The sequence below is a fragment of the Bradyrhizobium sp. BR 1432 genome (assembly GCF_051547705.1).
Taxonomy (GTDB): Bacteria; Pseudomonadota; Alphaproteobacteria; order Rhizobiales; family Xanthobacteraceae; genus Bradyrhizobium; species Bradyrhizobium zhanjiangense.
Genome location: NZ_JBPUGF010000003.1, coordinates 5,546,164 through 5,562,934 on the forward strand (window position 1 = coordinate 5,546,164; position 16,771 = coordinate 5,562,934).

Here is a 16,771-nt window from a genome sequence, read left to right on the forward strand (position 1 = left end):
CGGTCTCGGATACATCCAATCCGATGTGAGCGGAGCAGTCCTCCGGCCGATGCGTCCTCAAGCAAAGCAGGTAGCAGTCGTCGATAGGTCTTGCAAGACGTGCCGCTGGCCGTCGATCGGAGGCGGACACGGCTGCTGATGGGCGGTCTCAAAGACTGTGGCCGCGGCCGCGGTCAATGCCGCCGCTCATAGAGTGTCAAATTACCCCTGGTCTCAACGGCCACGAAATCTCGCTTGATCCGCTTCATGACCTCTTGGACATAGGGATACTCCGGCCTGCGCTCCACCATGCTATCATAAAATAGCCGGTCCGCCGGGGTCATCGAGCGATCTAGGAATCGCGCGTCAAAGGACACCAAGAATGGCATGAAATAGGCCAGCGGCGCCCGATGGGCCTGCGCCAGATAGGCCCAATCCCTGAGGGCGATAATCAGGACCCTCTCGTCTGGCCTAGTCTTGTCCTGGATGAACTTGGTTTCGGTCTCGGTGATCTGGTCAAAGTCCTCCTGCCACGTGACTGGTGGGCTCGAGACGAATGGCCACCTCAGAAGGCTGGGATAAGTTGCATACGATCTTAGGCCGTAGAGGTGCGGATTATTCTTGTCTTGCACGAACAGCAGCGCAAGAATAGTGGCAACGGCCGCTGTAGCGCCGGCGGCTCTTCGGAACGACGGTCGCCACCCGGCTGAAAATTGACGGATCCACCACGCGGTCACGATGACCAGCGGCAACGCATTCTGGTGCCAGACTGCATCCAGCGTTCGATTGACCCATTTGATCATCAGCGCGATGCCAATCATCGACAACGTCAGCAGAAGTCCCGTCACGAACCGGTCCCGCGCGGAATCATAGGGCCGTGACAGCCGGATTGAGGCCCAGCCGACGGTGATGCATCCGACGATCTGGAGTGGCAGATTGTAGATGATGCCCCAGCCGAAGTCCCATTTGATGGGCGTGCTTCCCCATCCCGTCCCGTAGAGTATGATTGGGCGGAAGCATTCGATCAGAAAGTCCAGGGAGAAGGCTCTCGAACCGAACAGCATCAGGCACATCAAGATTGCGGCGGCAATCGACGTGACCGCGAACACAAGTGCATTGCGATAGCTCGGAAAACCTCCGGCGATCGCGGCGACAAAGGTACCTGTCACGAGGAAGAACAGTCCGATCTCCGTCTGCCAGAGCAGCGAGAGGGCGCACATGATGGCCGATACGATCAGCCATGTGAGGCGCCCGGGAGCGGTACAGTGCAGGCTGATCGCGAATGCAAAGACGATCAATAGAGGAAATCGCGTCGGGTAGGCAGACGGCGAGTAGAACTGATTGGCGGTGGAGAAAGCCAGCACGGCGAGAGCCGTGATGATAGCGGACGCGGCGAGTTTCGACCGGATCAAGTAGTTCAGAAGAAAGTAGGCCTGGATATACGTCGCAAGCGTGATCGCGATGTTCAATCCGGCCGCTCGCATGGCGGCCGATTTCCAGCCATCTCCCATGATGAGATGAAAGAACCAGCCAAGCGCCGGACCATAATGTGAGTGGTAGTCCAATCCCGGAACGAGACCGGGCGCGTAGCCATAGAGTGCCGGCCCGATGAAGTAACTGACCTTATGCGATTCGTCTCGCACGGCCGCCGTTACGCCTTCAAGGTCGGAGGGGATCAGCAGCAGGGCAAGGAATACGATCACGAGCAGATCGGCCGCCCGCACGCTGAACCGGGTGTCGGTCGAGGGTTTTGCAGCAGGAAAGTAATTGTTGGCGCCTCGATTGAGGCTGACGGTGATGGCCGCGGCCGCCAGCAAGGCGATCGCGATCCCGGACCTGCCCGTATCGTTGGCGGCGTGGAGTGCAAGGTAGACGAGGCTCGCCGTGATGGTGCTCAGTGTGAGCGAGCCCGATGATTGATGCGTCGCATACAATGCAGCTGCGGCCGCAATCGGCCCGGACAGGAAGAGCGAGCCGTAGAACGCCTTCTTGCAGAAGTCGCAATTCTTATCTGCCAAGGCCATATCGAAGCCTTCGACGAAATTCGATTGAAACGACGGAAGGTGATTTTTCAACAGCAGCAGCACCACGTAGGCGACGGCGCATCCCAGCAGGGCGGCCACAACTGCTCTGGCGGCGATCGAGTATTCCCTTGTGTATTGCACTAGGAGGTCTCGAGGCCCGCAACGATCGAAGTGCAGGAGGAAGCTGCGAAGACAGCAGAAAATCTAGCTCGCTCTGAAATCACGTACAGTCCCCAATTGCCTCAACGCAAGCATTCGCACTGGGCTTCTACCACCACAGCGTTCGTTGAACAATCCCACGAAGCCGATGGTTGCTTGCCGGGCATGATATGTCCGTCATCCGGGATGACGTCGGCGGGAACCGTCAATCGCCGGAGGCGTGCTTGCTCATTGACCAGCCGGAAGTCCGGTGAGGTGGTGCGTGTGTCTAGCGACCTCCGGAGGCGGCACCATCACAAGCGGGGGAGGGCAGCGCCAGCAACCAGGCCGACGCGCGGACGCCAGGCCGGTTGCAAGGCGGCCGATACTCGGCTCTCGCCAGAGGGGCCGGCGCTCCGTCCTTTAGCTGCATGAGTTCACCGCGCCCTTCCGTGGCCGAGGGGTTATTTCGAAGGATCGTTGTCAGAAGCTCGACGAAGCCAATGTCATCGGGCCGAGGAATTCCCGGCGCGGCGCGATAACGCCAAGTCTCGCGGCGGGGCGGGCAAGGAAAGGTCTCGAGGTAGGAAACCGGGCAGTGGCCGTTCACAACGAAATGAGGATCGGTAAAATCCCCACAGTAATCCGTATAGATAAACGACCGCTCGCGATTTTCGTCACGCAAGATCGTCTGGGCCACGTTCATGTCGTTGCCGCCAAGGCATCGTGAGCGGAACGAGAAGACGTGCGAATCCTCGAATTGGAGCTTCACGACCTTTGGCTCGGGATCCGCGAGCAAGGCCGCTCGAACTTGCCGCAGCATGTCGCCACTGAGCAACCCGTCGTAGAGCAGCCATTTGGAATCGTGAGCTAACGACAATGCGAAGATTGCGATCAAGCCCCCCGCGACCGCTGCGCGTGCGCGCAATCCCGGAATCGCCTGTACGATGGTCGCGATCAGGATCAAGACGCCAAACTGCGAGGGAAAGAGCAGCCTCGACTCCCCCCGCGTCACGTCGCCATAAGTTCCGGTCAGTGCGTAGGGCAACGCGCCAATGAGGGTCATCGCGGCTCCCAACGTCAGCAGCAGCAGTGTCGCATTCCTGGTCGAGCGGCTCTTCAGCACCCAGGGCGTCGACAATGCGCTCGAAGAGGACAGAGCAAACCCGGTGATCGCGGCCAATGTCAGTACCGCGGAAATGGGACGCCCCAGCAGCGCGAACCCGTGAGAGTAGGCGTAGCTCAGGCCGCTCGGGAAGGCCATGAGGTGGGCATAGAGCGCATTGCCTATGATCGTGAAATCGTTCGCGAAACTATATTGTCCGGCGTAGTGACCACTCTTCCCCAGAATTGTCAATCGCAGAACGATCAAGGCTGCAACGGCCAGCCAGAACGGTGCAAGACGCGCGAGCTTCTGCCTCCAATGCCCGGGGCTAGACCAGGCAAGCACGACGCGGAGCGGTTCGAGGGCGATCAGAGTCTCGAGCGACAACGAGAAAAGCAGACTAAATGGCGCGGCCCATCGAAGCGCGCGCACCTTCGAATAGGTCAGCTCATAAGACAGCAGATAGAAGAGCAGGAAGAAATCATAGATCGCATTTTGAGTCAGGCGAATGACATAGAATGGGCTGAGCAAGAACAGGGCGGTAACGAGTGCCGCGATCAGTCTTGTGAGAGATGACCGCGAGAGGACCGAATAGAGCAATACGCCGTTCACAAGATGGCAACCGAGGCCGGCGAAGCGTGCGGCAACGTCGGGAGTATCGTTCAGCAGCCAGACGAACAGCGTCATCGGAATCGCAAAGCCGGCATGTGCCGACTCCCACAGCACGCGAGCGACGCCGGTCGGACCTTGAGTCCAGTAGACGTAGTACACGGTCCAGTCGTCGCCGAAGACTTCACGCGCGAACAGCGCGGGCACGCTCGCAACAAAGGCGAGGGCCAGAGCCACGTAGACATATCCAATGCCCGATCGCGCCTGTTCTCGGAGAGCTGCTGGTTTTAGACCTGCAGTCATGCGACAATCATCGAGCCCGGCGGAGTTGGCCATGGTCCTAAGCTTTGGCTCGCTTGTTCAGATATTCCGCGGCGAGCGTGCCTAGTGATGTGACATAGTCCTGAACCGCGGCGGCGTCGCTGCCGTCGGGCGCCCAGTCGGGAAAAGCGGTGCGTGAGGGATCGAACGGGCCGGCCGTGGTTTCGTGAAACACCAGCCACTCCGAGGTGATCAGGATCGAGTGGAAGACCTTCTCGGGCATCCGGTAATAGCACAGGGCGCCACGGCCGTAGGGCGCCATCTCGAGCACGTCGCGAATGTGGCCGTCATCCTCGAAGATCACGACCAGGGCGGTGCCCTCGATCAAATGAAACGATTCAGGTTTGCCAAAGTGCTTGTGGGGCCGGACATAGGCTTCGCGATGATGCACGATCAGCATCTCGTGCAGGCCGGACGAGGGATCCGGATGCGTGCATAGCCGGCTGCGCAGCCGCGGATTGTCGGCGGCGATGCATTTCAGCTCCGCGATCGTGGCGTCATCCGCCGTGACGATGGCGTCGTCCGAATAATACACTTCCGGGTTTTGCGCGCGCAGCGAGGTCAGCCGGCGCGGGCCAGCCGTCTCATTCGAAGAAGATGAAGCCATGGTCGCCCCGGTACCCGCATTTATCGTAGATCCAGGCCCAAGTTTCCGGACCGTGGAAGCTCAGGCAGGTGAGCTGCCAGTAGAGGAGGTTCGCCTTCTCGCGCTCGTTGCGGAATGATTCCACCATCAGATATTTCGAGGCGCCGCGCCCGACGCGCTCGATTTCCGACACCGCGCGGAACACGTCCTCGAGCGGCAAATTGTGGAGCACACCGAGCGACACCACGAGATCGAAGCTGTGATCGGGGTAGGGCAGCTCGACGGCGCTGCCCACCGTCAGGTGCGGCCGCACCTCCTCCTTGGCGTTGGCGATGCCATAGTCGGAGACGTCGATGCCGGCGATCTTGAGGTCGGGCACGAGCTGGGTGAACTCGTAGAGCAGGTAGCCCTTGCCGCAGCCGACATCGAGCACGCTCATGCCGGGTTTGATGCCGTAGCGATCGATCAGGGTCTGGGCGAGCGGGCGCCACCGTCCGTCGTAGCGATAGCCGCCATAGCCATAGCGGCGGTCGCCGTCCCAGTAATCGCGGCCCCACTGCCGCGCCACGGTCGCGGATTCCGCCTTGTCATGCTCGACGACCCGCTGAACGTAGTTCCGCTTGGTCGACGCATGCATCGGCTGGAGCAGGTTGATCTCGGTCATGATCGTTCAATCGGTCCGTGCCATCGTCACAGGATGGTCGCGAATTTGTTGACGAGGAGGATGTCCTCGACGGCCTGGATGTCGTCCCGTGAGGAAAGCGCAATCTCCTCGACGGCCGCGTGCAGATCGCAGCCCTCGCGCAGCACGCGGTCGTAGATCTCCCGCCGCCGTGCCTCTTCGGGCGGCAGCATGAAGATGCTGTAGAGGATCAGGCCGCGCAGCCGCGGCAGCTCGTCCAGGATGTCCTCGAGCACCATGTAGCTGCCGGGCATGGTGTGCTCGGCGGCGCTGAGCAGATATTGCAGGTTCTTGCGCCGCGCATAGTCGCGGATCACGATGTTCTGCACATGCTGCGGGGTGCGACTGCCGTTCAGCGGCCGCGCGCCGATATAGCCGCGATGGCCGGCTCGCTCAGCCATGGAAGCCTCCCGGCAGCTTGTATTGCATGCCCACCCGCGTCGCCGGGCGCAGCAGGATCGGCTCGAAGAACTCGCCGAAGCGCTTGTCCGCATAGGGCGACATGATGCTCTTGAATCGGCAGTTCATGCTCCAGCGCGTGCCGGGTTCCTCGTTGACGCGATTGCCGTGCATCAGCGTCTGGTTGAACAGCATCACGTGGCCATAGGGGATCTCGATGAAGGTCGCGTGCGGCTTGATCGTCTTGTACAGCTCTTCGGCGCTGCGCAGGCTGGCCATCCGGTCCTGCATGTCGCCATTCAGGGACGGCGGCAGCAGATACATCGATTTGGTCCGGTGCACGTCGACCAGCGGCACCCACACCACGACCTCGAACGGCGAGTCGCCCGACCAGACGTCGGAATGGGTGGCGAGTAGCGAGGAATCGTCGCCGGGCAGCTGGATGCTGAGATTGACGCGGCGCTGCATGCAGAGCTCGTTGCCGACGATGGTCTCGATCGTCGAGCGCGCCAGACGGAAATAGGTCGGTCGGAACCAGGGCTCGGCGTTGAGGCCATTGAAGACGTGCAGCCGCAGGCCATTGAGATCGTCCACGCTCACGCGCGTGTGGATCGTGTCCAGCATCGCGTAGGGATCGTTGCTGTGCGGCAGCTTCAGATAGTCCGCCGCGAGCTCGGCGGCGCGGCGCTGAATCCGGTCGAGCCCGGCGCGATCATCGGCCGGCGTGGTGACGAAGCCGTCGTCAATGAAACGCTGGGCCAGCGCCTGCTCGTCGGCCTGAAGGAAAGCCGTGTCGGTCATGCAAAATACTCCCGGGCAGTCGCGCAAATATAGCTGATGTCGGCGGCCGAGAGGAACTGGTTGATCGGGAAGGTGAGGATCTGATCCGCCTGCCGTTCCGTCACCGGAAAGGCGCCGCGTCCGTGGCCGAGATGCGCCGCCGCCGGCTGGAGGTGGATCGGTATCGGATAGTGAATCGCGGTCTCGATGCCCTTGTCGGCCAGATATTTCTGGAAGTCGTTGCGTCGGTCGGTCTGCACGACGAAAGTATGGAAGGTGTTGAACTCGATGTTCCGGCAGGGCGGAATGAACAAGGGCAGGCCTGCGAGTTCGGCGCGGTATTGCGCAGCGTTGCGCCGCCGGCGTTCGATCACGGAGGGAAGGTGGCGCAGGCGGATTCGCAGCACCTCGGCCTGAAGCGTGTCGAGCCGTGACACGATGCCCCATTCCTGGACGTCGCTGCGGTTGATCAGGCCGTGATTGCGCAGGCGCCGAAGCCTCGCGGCGAGCTCGGCGTCGGCGGTAACGATGAAGCCGGCGTCGCCCGCAGCATTGAGATTCTTCAGCGGATGCGCGGAGAAGCAGCCGAACGTTCCGATGGTGCCGCTCATTCGTCCGTCATAGGTCGAGCCGACGGCCTGCGCGCTGTCCTCGATCACGGCGAGAGCGTGCTTGGCGGCGATCGCCATCAGCGGGGTCATGTCGGCCATGCGCCCGGTCAGGTGCACCGGCATGATCGCCTTGGTCCGCGAGGTGACGGCGGCTTCGACCGCGGCCGGATCGATGTTCTGGTCCGGCAGCACGTCGGCAAAGACCGGCGTGGCGCCGACCGCGATGATTGCGGCGGTCGATGCCACGAACGAATTCGGAGGGGTGATGACCTCGTCGCCCGGACCGATGTTGAGCGCCCTCATGGCGAGGATCAGCGCGTTGGTGCCGGAATTCAGCGTCACGACATGCGGCGAGCCGAGATAGGCGGACAATTCCTCCTCGAGCTTTGCGACCGCCGTCCCGCCGATGAAATCGCCGCGCTGGAATACGCCCTCAACCGCCTGCATGATCTCGCCGCGCTCTTCCTCGAATTGCGCGGGAAGATTGACGTAACCGATGCGACGGCGGCCGGTGTCAGCGTCCATGGCAGAACTTCCGAACGGTCTCGGTGACCCGATCCTGCTGCGCGCGCGTCAGGTGCTGGTCCACGGGGAAGCTGATGACTTCCTTCGCATGGCGGTCGGTGACCGGGAAGGTCCCCGGTGCGTAGCCGAGATGCTTGAGGCCTTCCTGCTGATACAGCGGGATCGGATAGTGGATCTTGGCCTCGATGCCGTTGTCCAGGCAATGCTTGTAAAGCTCGTCGCGGCGCTCGGCGAACACCATGTAGAGATGGTAGACGTGCTTCACGTTGGGCCGGCGCGGCGGGATGCGCAGGCCGGAAAGGCCGGCAAGGCCCGCGTCGTAATAGGCCGCGTTCTCGATCCGGCGCCGCGTGATCTCGCTGGTCTGGCCAATCAGCCAGTTGCCGACCACCGCCTGCAGCGAATCAAGCCGCGAGTTGCATCCGAGGATCGCGATCTCGTCGCGGTTCTTCATGCCGTGGTTGCGGATGAGGCGGAGCCGCTCGTTCATCCCGTCGTCATTGGTGACGACGACGCCGGCATCGCCCCAGACGTTGAGGTTCTTGAGGGGATGCAGCGAGAAGCCGGCCGCGATGCCATGGGTGCCGGAGCGCTTCCCGGCGAACTCGGACAGGATGCCCTGGCAGGCATCTTCGACGACCGGGATGTTGTGGCGCTGGGCGATCGGCATAAGCTTGCCCATGTCGGTGACCTCACCGGTCAGCTGAACCGGCATGATCGCCTTGGTCTTCGGGGTGATCGCGGCTTCGACCTGGTCGACATTCATGCAGAAGGAATCGTCGCAGTCGACAAGCACCGGCGTCGCGCCGGTTTCAGCGATTGCGCCGACGGTCGCAATGAACGTATTGGCGGCGGTGATGACCTCGTCGCCATGGCCGATGCCGAGCGCCTTGAGCGGCAGCTTGAGCGCGTCGGTGCCTGATCCGACGCCAATGGCGTGACGGACGCCGATCAATTCGGCAAAGCGCCGCTCGAATTCGGCGACCGGCTTGCCAAGGGTGAAATCACCGGTCGCCACCAGGCGGCCGATCTCGGCCAGGATCGGAGCGGGGTCGGCGAATTGCTCGAGCAGATAGGAATATCGAACGTCGTACATGTGACCCGTCAGGTGGAATGAAGTTGAGGAGAGGAGGTGGGCGAGGCGGCAAGTGTGCGCTCGATCGAGGTCGCGATGGCGCCAGCGGAAAGGCCGTGCTTCTTCAGCAGCGAGTCCTGCGAGCCGTAATTGTGCATGAAGCGGTCCGGCAGCGACAGCCGCAGCATCGCGGGCAGGCCGGAGCCGAGCTTGTCGATCAGCGCCTCCGCAACCGCGCTGCCGAGGCCGCCGGAGGGGACGTGCTCCTCCAGCGTCGCGACGAGCTTGGTGCCGCGGATCGCTTGCAGCAGTGCCGCGATGTCGAGCGGCTTCACCGTATGCATGTGCAGGATGCCAGCCCGAATGCCTTGTGCGGCCAGCAGGTCGGCTGCGGCCAACGCTCGCTGCAGCATGATGCCTGTGGTCACCATGAGAACGTCGCCCGGCGGCCGGATCAGGATTGCCTTGCCGATCTCAAAGCCGTGCTCCGCCTTCGAGACGACGGCGTCGCCGCCCTTTCCGAGCCGGATGTAGATCGGCCCGGTCCAGCCAAGCGTTTGTTCCATCATGCGCGCCGCTTCGTCGGCATCGCACGGGCAGACCACCGTCATGTTCGGCAGCGCCCGCATGATGGCGACGTCCTCGATCGCCTGGTGGGTCGGGCCGAGCGGCGCGTAGACGAGCCCGCCGCCATTGGCGATCAGCCGCACCGGCAGATTGTGCAGGCAGAGGTCGACGGCCACCTGCTCGTAGCAGCGGCGGGTGAGGAAAGTCGCGATGGTGTTGACGTAGGGCACGAAGCCCTCCATCGCGAGACCGGCCGACATGCCGATGATGTGCGCTTCCGAAATGCCCTCGATCAGATGGCGCTTGGGAAACTCCTTGCTCATCGCGCGCAAGGTGCCCGCGCCCGGATCGGAGCCGATGTAAAGCACCCGCTCGTCGCGCGTGGCGAGCTTGTGGACCATGTTCATGGTTGTGTTGCGCATGGGGAGCCGATCAAAAATCGCCGACGGCGACGCGGATGGCGTCGAGCTCGCTGTCGGTCAGCTTGTTCTTGTGATGCCAATCGGCGTTGGATTCCGCCGCAGGCAGACCCTTGCCCTTGACGGTATGGCAGATGATGGCGGTGGGTTTCCCCGGAACGGCCGGAATCTGCTTCAGGACCGTGCGCAGTGTGCCGACGTCGTGGCCGTTGAGCTCCTGCACGGCGAAGCCGAAGCTGCGCCATTTGTCTGCGAGCGGCTCCAGCGGCAGGACGTAGTCGGTGGGTCCATAACTCTGGAGCTTGTTGTAGTCGATCAGCGCGACCAGATTGTCGAGGCCGTGCTTGGCCGCGCCCATGGCGGCTTCCCACACCGATCCCTCGTTGATCTCGCCGTCGCCGAGCAGGACGAAGGTGCGGTAGGTGCGCTCGCGCATGCGTGCGGCGAGCGCGAGGCCGACACCGATCGACAGGCCATGCCCAAGCGCGCCGGTCGAGGCCTCGACTCCCGGCACCATGCCGTATTCGGGATGTCCGCCCAGGATGCTGTCGGGACCGCAGAAGCCTTCCAGCTCCGACAGCGGGAAGAAACCGCGATCGGCCAAGAGCGCATAGAGCGCCAGACAACCGTGGCCCTTGCTCAGGATCGCGCGGTCGCGATTGGGATCGCGTGGGTCCTTCGGATCGATCCGCAGCACGTCGTCGTAGAGCACGCGGACCATCTCGATCAGCGACAGGGCAGGACCGACATGTCCGCGTCCCGCCGAGCGGACAGAACCGAGGACCAGGCGGCGCAGATAAAGGCTGCGCTCATCCAGCGGGCAGGTGAGGGCGGCTTCAGCGTGTGGTGAGATCTGGATCACGTTGGCAAATCGTTTGATGGAGCCGGCGGGCTTTGTCGAGCTGACCGGCGAGGCGGACTGTCAAATCGCCACCTTGCATGGCCAGGGCGCGCCGGGAGCGGCTTTCCGGCAAATAGGCATTCAGGACAATCAGGCACCAAATCGCCCCGAACACAGGATACAGGACGTCACGGCGGATCGCAAACGCGTCATCCCCAGCCTCGAAGGCGCGCGAGAGTCGTTCGATCAATCGGTTTGCGCTGGCCCCGGGCAGATCGCTGCCGGGGTGAATCGCGGTGTCGGACACGAGCTTGACCGGATCGTCCCAGCCGAAATATTCGAAGTCGATGAATCGCAGCCTGCCGTCTTCGGCGCGCAGCGCATTGTGCAGTCCGAAATCCGACGGGCTCAATGCGCGATGGGCCGGCGCCAGGTCCGCTGCGGGATCCCGGCCAATTTCCGCATAGCGTCGACGGAGTTGCCGGATCGCGCTGGCGGTGCTGGGAACCAGGCTCCCGTCCACGAACGCGCGCAGCTCCGGATGATCCTGCGATGCGCGCCTCAACCCGTCGAGGCGTTGCTCGTACTGGGCGATAGCTGCCTCGGGCGAAAAGATGCTGGCTGACGCGTTGCGCAAACTCTGCGCGCCCTCCGCGTTGCGCAGCTTTTGCAGCTCGATCAGGAAATCGGCCAGCTGGTCGGCATCGTCATCTTGGGGGCGCAGGCTCGCCGCATCGCCGTCGAACCATTGATACAGCGCGCAGAACGCATCCGCATCCCTCGCGATCGGCCGCGGTGTCGACGTGATGCTGTGGCGCGACAGAAACGAGAGCGCATCATATTCCTGTCCCAGGCGATCACGCCCGTCGGATGGATAATGCTTGAGGGCGAGGGGCGGTCCGTTCGCCATCTCCAGCCGAAACACTCGGTTGTTGCCGCTGGACCGCGCCGGTTGGGCGGCTGCGACGCGCGCCCCGGCCAAGCGGCTGCCGATCGAGATTGCATCCTGCGCGCTGATGTCCGGCTCACTCATTCCGCGAACACTCCGCGGTGGATATCGGCCCAGGTCGCGACCGGCTCGCAATGGACGGGGTGAGGAGCCCTCGACTGCGTGAACAGGATCGACCGCGTCGCCTTCGGAAAATGCGGCTGCTCGAAAACATCGACGAGATCGTCAATGAAGATATCGAGCTGCAGGCTCGCGAGCCGCTCGACCTTGGCCGCCAGCGTATCCTCGAAATAGATATTGCCCGTCGCCAGCGCCGCATCGGCGGCGTCGATCAGGCCCGCGCCCCTCAACCAGCCGCGCGCGGCGTCGCGCAAATCGACGCGGTCAGGATCCTGATGGCCGAACCGCGTCTTGTGGCTGACGATATAGACGCTCGCGCCGGCCTTGCGGCACGCCGCGAGGAACTCGCGGACTCCAGGATAGATCTCGGCGCCGCCAATTCCCTTGCCATAGACGAAGCCTTGCAGACCTTGCCAGGCAAGCTCGCCGCCCGCGCGGGACCGCAGATAATCCCGCACCTCGGTCTTCAGTCCCTCCCAGCCCTCAGGCACGAGCCCGCGCTGACGCGCGACGAGGGCAAAGACCTTGTCGTAGCAGATGATGGTGTTGTCGAAATCGATGCCGATCCGCACGCCGCTCACTTCAGGCTGATGTTCTGCATCATCTTGATGTTGAAGTATCGGGGATCGTTGAGCGAGTTCGGCAGCCGGCCGGCCTTGAAGGCGTCCACGAGGCCGGACACGGCCTGCTCGATCGTGTGCGTCGGCGCAAATCCGAGCTCGCGGCGGATCTTCTCCGAGGAGACGTGGTAGGAGCGAAGATCGTCGGTCGGCTCGACGGCGACGTCGACATTATTTCCGACCACCGATTTGACGATGTCGGCGATCTTCATCAGCGAGTGGTTCTCGTAGCCGATGTTGTAGGTCTTGCCGTCGATCTTCGCGTCATCCTGCTGCAGCAGGAACAGATAGGCCGCGGACATGTCCTCGATGTGCAGATTGGGCCGCTTCTGCGTTCCGCCGAACACGCGGATGCGGCCGGTGTTGACCGCCAGGTTGGTCAGGATGTTGACGACGACGTCGAGGCGCTGCCGCGGTGCGTAGCCGCAGACGGTGGCTGGGCGAACCGTGCAGGTGACGAAGCCGGACGCGGCCTCGTCGGCAAGATCGGTCTCGCACATCGCCTTGAACTTCGAGTAGTCCGTGAGCGGCTCGCAGGACAGCTCCTCGGTCACCTCGGCCTCGTCCTTGATGCCATAGACGCTCGAGGAGGAGGCATAGATGAAGCGCTTGATGCCGGCCTTCTTCGCAGCGCGCACCATCGGACGGAAGCAGTCGTAGTTGATGGACTTGCCGAGCGCCGGATCCAACTCGAACGAGGGGTCGTTGGAGATGCAGGCGAGGTGGATCACCGCGTTGTTGCCGCGCAGGGCCTCGTTGATCGCGGCCTCATCGCGGATGTCGCCCTTGATCAGGCGCAGGTTCGGATTGTCGCGAACGGCGCTGAAGACGTCGTCACCGTACATGAAGAGGTCGAGCACCGTGACCTTGTGGCCCGCCGCCAGCAACTGGGGAACCAGCACGCTGCCGACATAGCCGGCGCCACCGGTGACCATCACATTCCATTTCTGACCAATCACTGTCGCTCTCCAGAATTTTTCTTTTGCGCTATTTCAACAACGCGGTGACGAATTTGACCAGCGGCGCCTTTTCGACGGAGTTGCGGTGGCCGACGATGCCAACCTTGATCGCGCCTGCCGCGTTGCCGATGAAGGCGACGTCCTCGATATTGCCGCCGGCTGCCACCAGCGGCGCCGTAATCGTCAGGAAGGCGTCGCCGGCACCGACCGTGTCGACGACGGTCTTGGTGAAGGCGGGTACGCGCGCAACGCCAGTCTTCGACGAGAAGGGGTAGCAGCCGAAGGAGCCGTGCGTGATGATCATGTTGTGGCAATCGATCTTGCCGTGCAGGCCGCCCTGGATCACCGACGCGATGTCGTTGAACTTGTCGGTGGCCGCCAGACGCGCTTCTGGCGCGTCGATGCAGACGTAGTCGGCGCGCGGATACTTCGTGATCAGATTGTAGCCGTGATTTCCGCTGTTGCTCTGTGCGTTGACCGCAAGGAACTTGGAGTTCGCGATCAGCGTGTCGATGGTGCTGGATGCGATCATGCCGTGACCGAAATCGGTGACGATGACCACGTCAGCGCCGCGCACGCGCTCGGCGGTGATACGGTCGATCTCCCTGCGCTCGGACTCGTCGAGCGGCGTGTCGTCCATGGTGTAGACTTCGAAAAGCTTGTGCAGATAGCCCAACTCGACGTACCGCAATTTGCGGGTCGTCGGGCGGCCCTGAATGCGGATCGGCGTGAGCGTGACGTTCGGGCGGACATGCGCGCGGATGAACTCTTCGGGGTAGTCGTTGCCACCCAGCGTCGTGACGATCTCCACCGACTTGCAGAAGCTCGCCACGTGATTGGCCGCGGCAATGACGCCGCCGGCAAATTGCTCGCCATTCTTGAACTGGGTCGCGACGATGTTTTCCTTCGAAGCCTTTCCGAGCGCCGTGACGTATTGGTATTCGTCGATGATGGTATCGCCGACCAGCACGACGTGCATGTCCTGGATCTTGTCGATCAGCTTCAGCAGGCGTTCGGCGCCGCCGCTTTCGCGCACCTTCTGGAGGTAGTCGCGCAGAGGGGGATCGTAGATGTCGAAGTAGCGGTTCATCAGCGACGACGAGCTGAAGGTCACGTCGCGCGTGAAGACGATGCGGCCGCCGTGACGTTCGACGGCCTCACGCTCGGTGGCGATCTTGCCGGTTACGTCATCCTCCGGATTTTCGTAGTCCGAGCCCTTCACGTAGATGTCCGGGCGCACGGTATCGAGGACCGGCTCGGCGCTGGATGTCTGATTGATGCCGACCCAGTCGACCGTGCCGAGCGCGGCCAGCATCTCGGCGCGCATGCTCTCCGGAAAGATCGGCCGTCCGGGGCCTTTGTTCACAAATCGGTCGGCTGTGACGGTCACGATGACCACGTCGGCCTCGTTGCGCGCCGCCAGGATGTGCCGGACGTGGCCGAGATGCACGAGGTCGAACACGCCGTGGCAGAGCGCAACGCTCCGGCCCTCGGCTTGCGCCGCCCGCGCGATCTCGCCCAGTTGCTCGATCGTCTTGATCTTCTGGTGTGGTGCCGGATGGACGGCCGGCTTGTCAGTCGAAGCATTAGCCATGTGAATTACCCAAGGCGCGGGTCGGTCTGGCCGGCCCGGAAATAATCGGTTGGCGGCAGGGGCGTCGGGGTGGAATGAGCTTGCTCAACGGCCTGCCTTCGGCGGCATCCCGGACGCCGCATCGCTGTCGTCACCAAGATATTTGAACCAGTCCTTGGTGGCGTCGGCGATCTTATCCACCGTCCACAGCGGCGCATCCTTGTACTGGTCCATCGACTTCAGCATCGTCGCGACGCCGTCCTCGAACTTCACCTTCGGTGCCCATTTCAGCACCCGCTTGATCTTGGTGATGTCGGCGTAGGTGCAATCGGGCTCGCCGGGACGTTTGGGAATGTGGACCTTGTCACCACCGAGAAGCTCCACCAGCCGGTTGACGCTGTAGGTGTTGTCCGAGCCGACGTTGAAGATCTCGTGCGAGACATCGGAGCGCGCGGCGGTCACGAAGGCATCGGCGACGTCGCTGACGAAGGTGAAGTCGCGCGTCTGCTCGCCGTCGCCAACCACAGTGAAGGGTTTGCCCGCGAGCTTCTGCGCCATGAACACGCCGAACACGGCACCGTAGGTGCCCGTGGTGCGATGGCGCGGCCCGTACACGTTGAACAGGCGCAGCGCCACGGCCGGCAACTTGTAGACCTGGGCCCAGTGCATGACGCATTGCTCGCCGATATTCTTGGTGAGAGCGTAAGGATACATCGGCCGGATCTCGGCGGTCTCAGGCGTCGGATAGACGTCGGGAATGCCGTAGCAGGACGACGACGCCGCGTAGACGAAGCGGCTGACGCCTGCGTGCCGCGCGGCTTCGAGAACGTTGACCGTGCCGTCGACATTTGCGCGGTGATACGGGATCGGCGATTCGATCGATGGGACGATGTCAGCCAGCGCCGCGAGGTGGAAGACCCAATCGATACCGTGGAAATACGGTCTGATCGAATCGGCCTCGGTGACATCTGCGCGCACGACCTTGAGCCGGTCCGATTTGGCGCGCGACGCAAGATTTTCGGGACGTCCGATGACGAAATTGTCGAGCGCGATCACCTCGTGGCCGTCATCGAGGAGGCGATCGACGAGGTGACTGCCGATGAAACCGGCGCCGCCAGTAACGATGCACTTCATAGGGAACATCCGTAGTGCGAATGCCCTGCGGGCGCCGCCAATGTTGAGTGAAACCCGAAAGGCCGACTACCAGTCGCTCGCCGCTTTTGCAAGCATTATACCTTTGCAATCCCTGGTGATAGCCGGTATCAGGGCCTCATGTTGCAGTCGAGCCGCCAGCCCATGCCTGCCGAGTCCGTCGATCCCGATCACAAGGCGTTCCTCGCCGATTACATGGGGCGCCTGCATCGCGCGACCGCCGTCGATGACGCTATTTTTGCAAGGATCTCCGCCACCCGCGCGACCTGGTTGCGCGCGCGTGAGCAGGGCGGTCGCGTCATCTTCATCGGTAATGGTGGTTCCGCCGGCATTGCCTCGCATCTGGCGATCGATCTGGCGAAGAATGCATCGGTGCCTGCACTTTGCTTCAGCGATGCAAGCATGATGTCGTGCCTCGCCAACGACTACGGATTTGAAGACTGGATCGCGCATGCAGTGCGGCTGAGCGCCCGCGCCGGCGACTGTCTCGTCGCGATCAGCTCGTCGGGGCGCTCGAAGAACATCCTCAATGCGGTTGCGCAGGCGCGGACAATGAAGCTCGATGTCATCACGCTGTCGGGCATGAATGCGGACAATCCGCTGCGCAACCTCGGCGACGTCAATTTCTGGGTGGACAGCCGCAGCTACAACATTGTCGAGACTGCGCACCAGTTCTGGATGATGGCCGCGATCGACCTCGTCATCGGTCGCGCGGAATATCCGGCATCCTGAGGCGA

The 16,771-nt window shown here is 62.6% G+C and carries 16 protein-coding genes; 1 reads left to right on the plus strand and 15 read right to left on the minus strand.

Features of this window, described 5'->3' with window-relative positions; genetic code table 11:
* Positions 1 to 173: 173 nt before the first annotated feature.
* The 15 genes from ACSKB8_RS26695 to ACSKB8_RS26765 all read right to left on the minus strand — a co-directional run bounded on the left by ACSKB8_RS26695 (position 174) and on the right by ACSKB8_RS26765 (position 16,016).
* The gene (locus ACSKB8_RS26695; protein WP_438107469.1) at positions 174 to 2,102 is read right to left on the minus strand and encodes a hypothetical protein; all 1,929 of its coding nucleotides are present in this window, start codon (positions 2,100 to 2,102) and stop codon (positions 174 to 176) included.
* 328 nt (positions 2,103 to 2,430) lie between these two features.
* On the minus strand, positions 2,431 to 4,191 hold the full coding sequence (locus ACSKB8_RS26700) for a hypothetical protein (RefSeq protein ID WP_438107471.1): 1,761 nt from the start codon (positions 4,189 to 4,191) through the stop codon (positions 2,431 to 2,433).
* A gap of 4 nt (positions 4,192 to 4,195) precedes the next feature.
* On the minus strand, positions 4,196 to 4,783 hold the full coding sequence (locus ACSKB8_RS26705) for a WbuC family cupin fold metalloprotein (protein WP_438107472.1): 588 nt from the start codon (positions 4,781 to 4,783) through the stop codon (positions 4,196 to 4,198).
* Entirely contained in the window at positions 4,761 to 5,426 is a 666-nt protein-coding gene (locus ACSKB8_RS26710; RefSeq protein ID WP_438107474.1) for a class I SAM-dependent methyltransferase, read from the minus strand. Before ACSKB8_RS26710 ends, ACSKB8_RS26705 begins: the two co-directional genes overlap by 23 nt.
* Before the next feature lie 26 nt (positions 5,427 to 5,452).
* The gene (locus tag ACSKB8_RS26715) at positions 5,453 to 5,845 is read right to left on the minus strand and encodes an LIC12192 family sporadic carbohydrate cluster protein (RefSeq protein ID WP_438107476.1); all 393 of its coding nucleotides are present in this window, start codon (positions 5,843 to 5,845) and stop codon (positions 5,453 to 5,455) included.
* A complete protein-coding gene (locus tag ACSKB8_RS26720) occupies positions 5,838 to 6,644 on the minus strand; it encodes a sporadic carbohydrate cluster 2OG-Fe(II) oxygenase (protein WP_438107478.1) in 807 nt (268 codons plus the stop codon). The genes ACSKB8_RS26715 and ACSKB8_RS26720 overlap by 8 nt, the downstream gene beginning before the upstream one ends.
* On the minus strand, positions 6,641 to 7,759 hold the full coding sequence (locus ACSKB8_RS26725; protein ID WP_438107479.1) for a DegT/DnrJ/EryC1/StrS family aminotransferase: 1,119 nt from the start codon (positions 7,757 to 7,759) through the stop codon (positions 6,641 to 6,643). Before ACSKB8_RS26725 ends, ACSKB8_RS26720 begins: the two co-directional genes overlap by 4 nt.
* Positions 7,749 to 8,855, minus strand: a complete 1,107-nt coding sequence (locus ACSKB8_RS26730; protein WP_438107481.1) for a DegT/DnrJ/EryC1/StrS family aminotransferase — start codon at positions 8,853 to 8,855, stop codon at positions 7,749 to 7,751. The genes ACSKB8_RS26725 and ACSKB8_RS26730 overlap by 11 nt, the downstream gene beginning before the upstream one ends.
* An 8-nt stretch (positions 8,856 to 8,863) precedes the next feature.
* Positions 8,864 to 9,823, minus strand: a complete 960-nt coding sequence (locus tag ACSKB8_RS26735; protein WP_438107483.1) for a transketolase family protein — start codon at positions 9,821 to 9,823, stop codon at positions 8,864 to 8,866.
* A gap of 10 nt (positions 9,824 to 9,833) precedes the next feature.
* Entirely contained in the window at positions 9,834 to 10,682 is an 849-nt protein-coding gene (locus ACSKB8_RS26740) for a transketolase (protein ID WP_438107485.1), read from the minus strand.
* The gene (locus ACSKB8_RS26745) at positions 10,657 to 11,694 is read right to left on the minus strand and encodes a phosphotransferase family protein (RefSeq protein WP_438107487.1); all 1,038 of its coding nucleotides are present in this window, start codon (positions 11,692 to 11,694) and stop codon (positions 10,657 to 10,659) included. Before ACSKB8_RS26745 ends, ACSKB8_RS26740 begins: the two co-directional genes overlap by 26 nt.
* Entirely contained in the window at positions 11,691 to 12,302 is a 612-nt protein-coding gene (locus tag ACSKB8_RS26750; RefSeq protein WP_438107489.1) for a hypothetical protein, read from the minus strand. Before ACSKB8_RS26750 ends, ACSKB8_RS26745 begins: the two co-directional genes overlap by 4 nt.
* A gap of 5 nt (positions 12,303 to 12,307) precedes the next feature.
* A complete protein-coding gene (locus ACSKB8_RS26755; protein WP_370985629.1) occupies positions 12,308 to 13,309 on the minus strand; it encodes an NAD-dependent epimerase/dehydratase family protein in 1,002 nt (333 codons plus the stop codon).
* A 28-nt stretch (positions 13,310 to 13,337) separates the two neighbouring features.
* Positions 13,338 to 14,903, minus strand: coding sequence for a PfkB family carbohydrate kinase (locus ACSKB8_RS26760; protein WP_438107491.1), 1,566 nt, complete (start codon positions 14,901 to 14,903; stop codon positions 13,338 to 13,340).
* 84 nt (positions 14,904 to 14,987) lie between these two features.
* Entirely contained in the window at positions 14,988 to 16,016 is a 1,029-nt protein-coding gene (locus tag ACSKB8_RS26765) for an SDR family oxidoreductase (RefSeq protein WP_438107493.1), read from the minus strand.
* A 162-nt stretch (positions 16,017 to 16,178) separates the two neighbouring features.
* On the opposite strand from ACSKB8_RS26765, the gene ACSKB8_RS26770 reads away from it, so the two are divergent.
* Positions 16,179 to 16,766, plus strand: a complete 588-nt coding sequence (locus ACSKB8_RS26770) for an SIS domain-containing protein (RefSeq protein WP_438107494.1) — start codon at positions 16,179 to 16,181, stop codon at positions 16,764 to 16,766.
* The last annotated feature ends 5 nt before the right edge of the window (positions 16,767 to 16,771 follow it).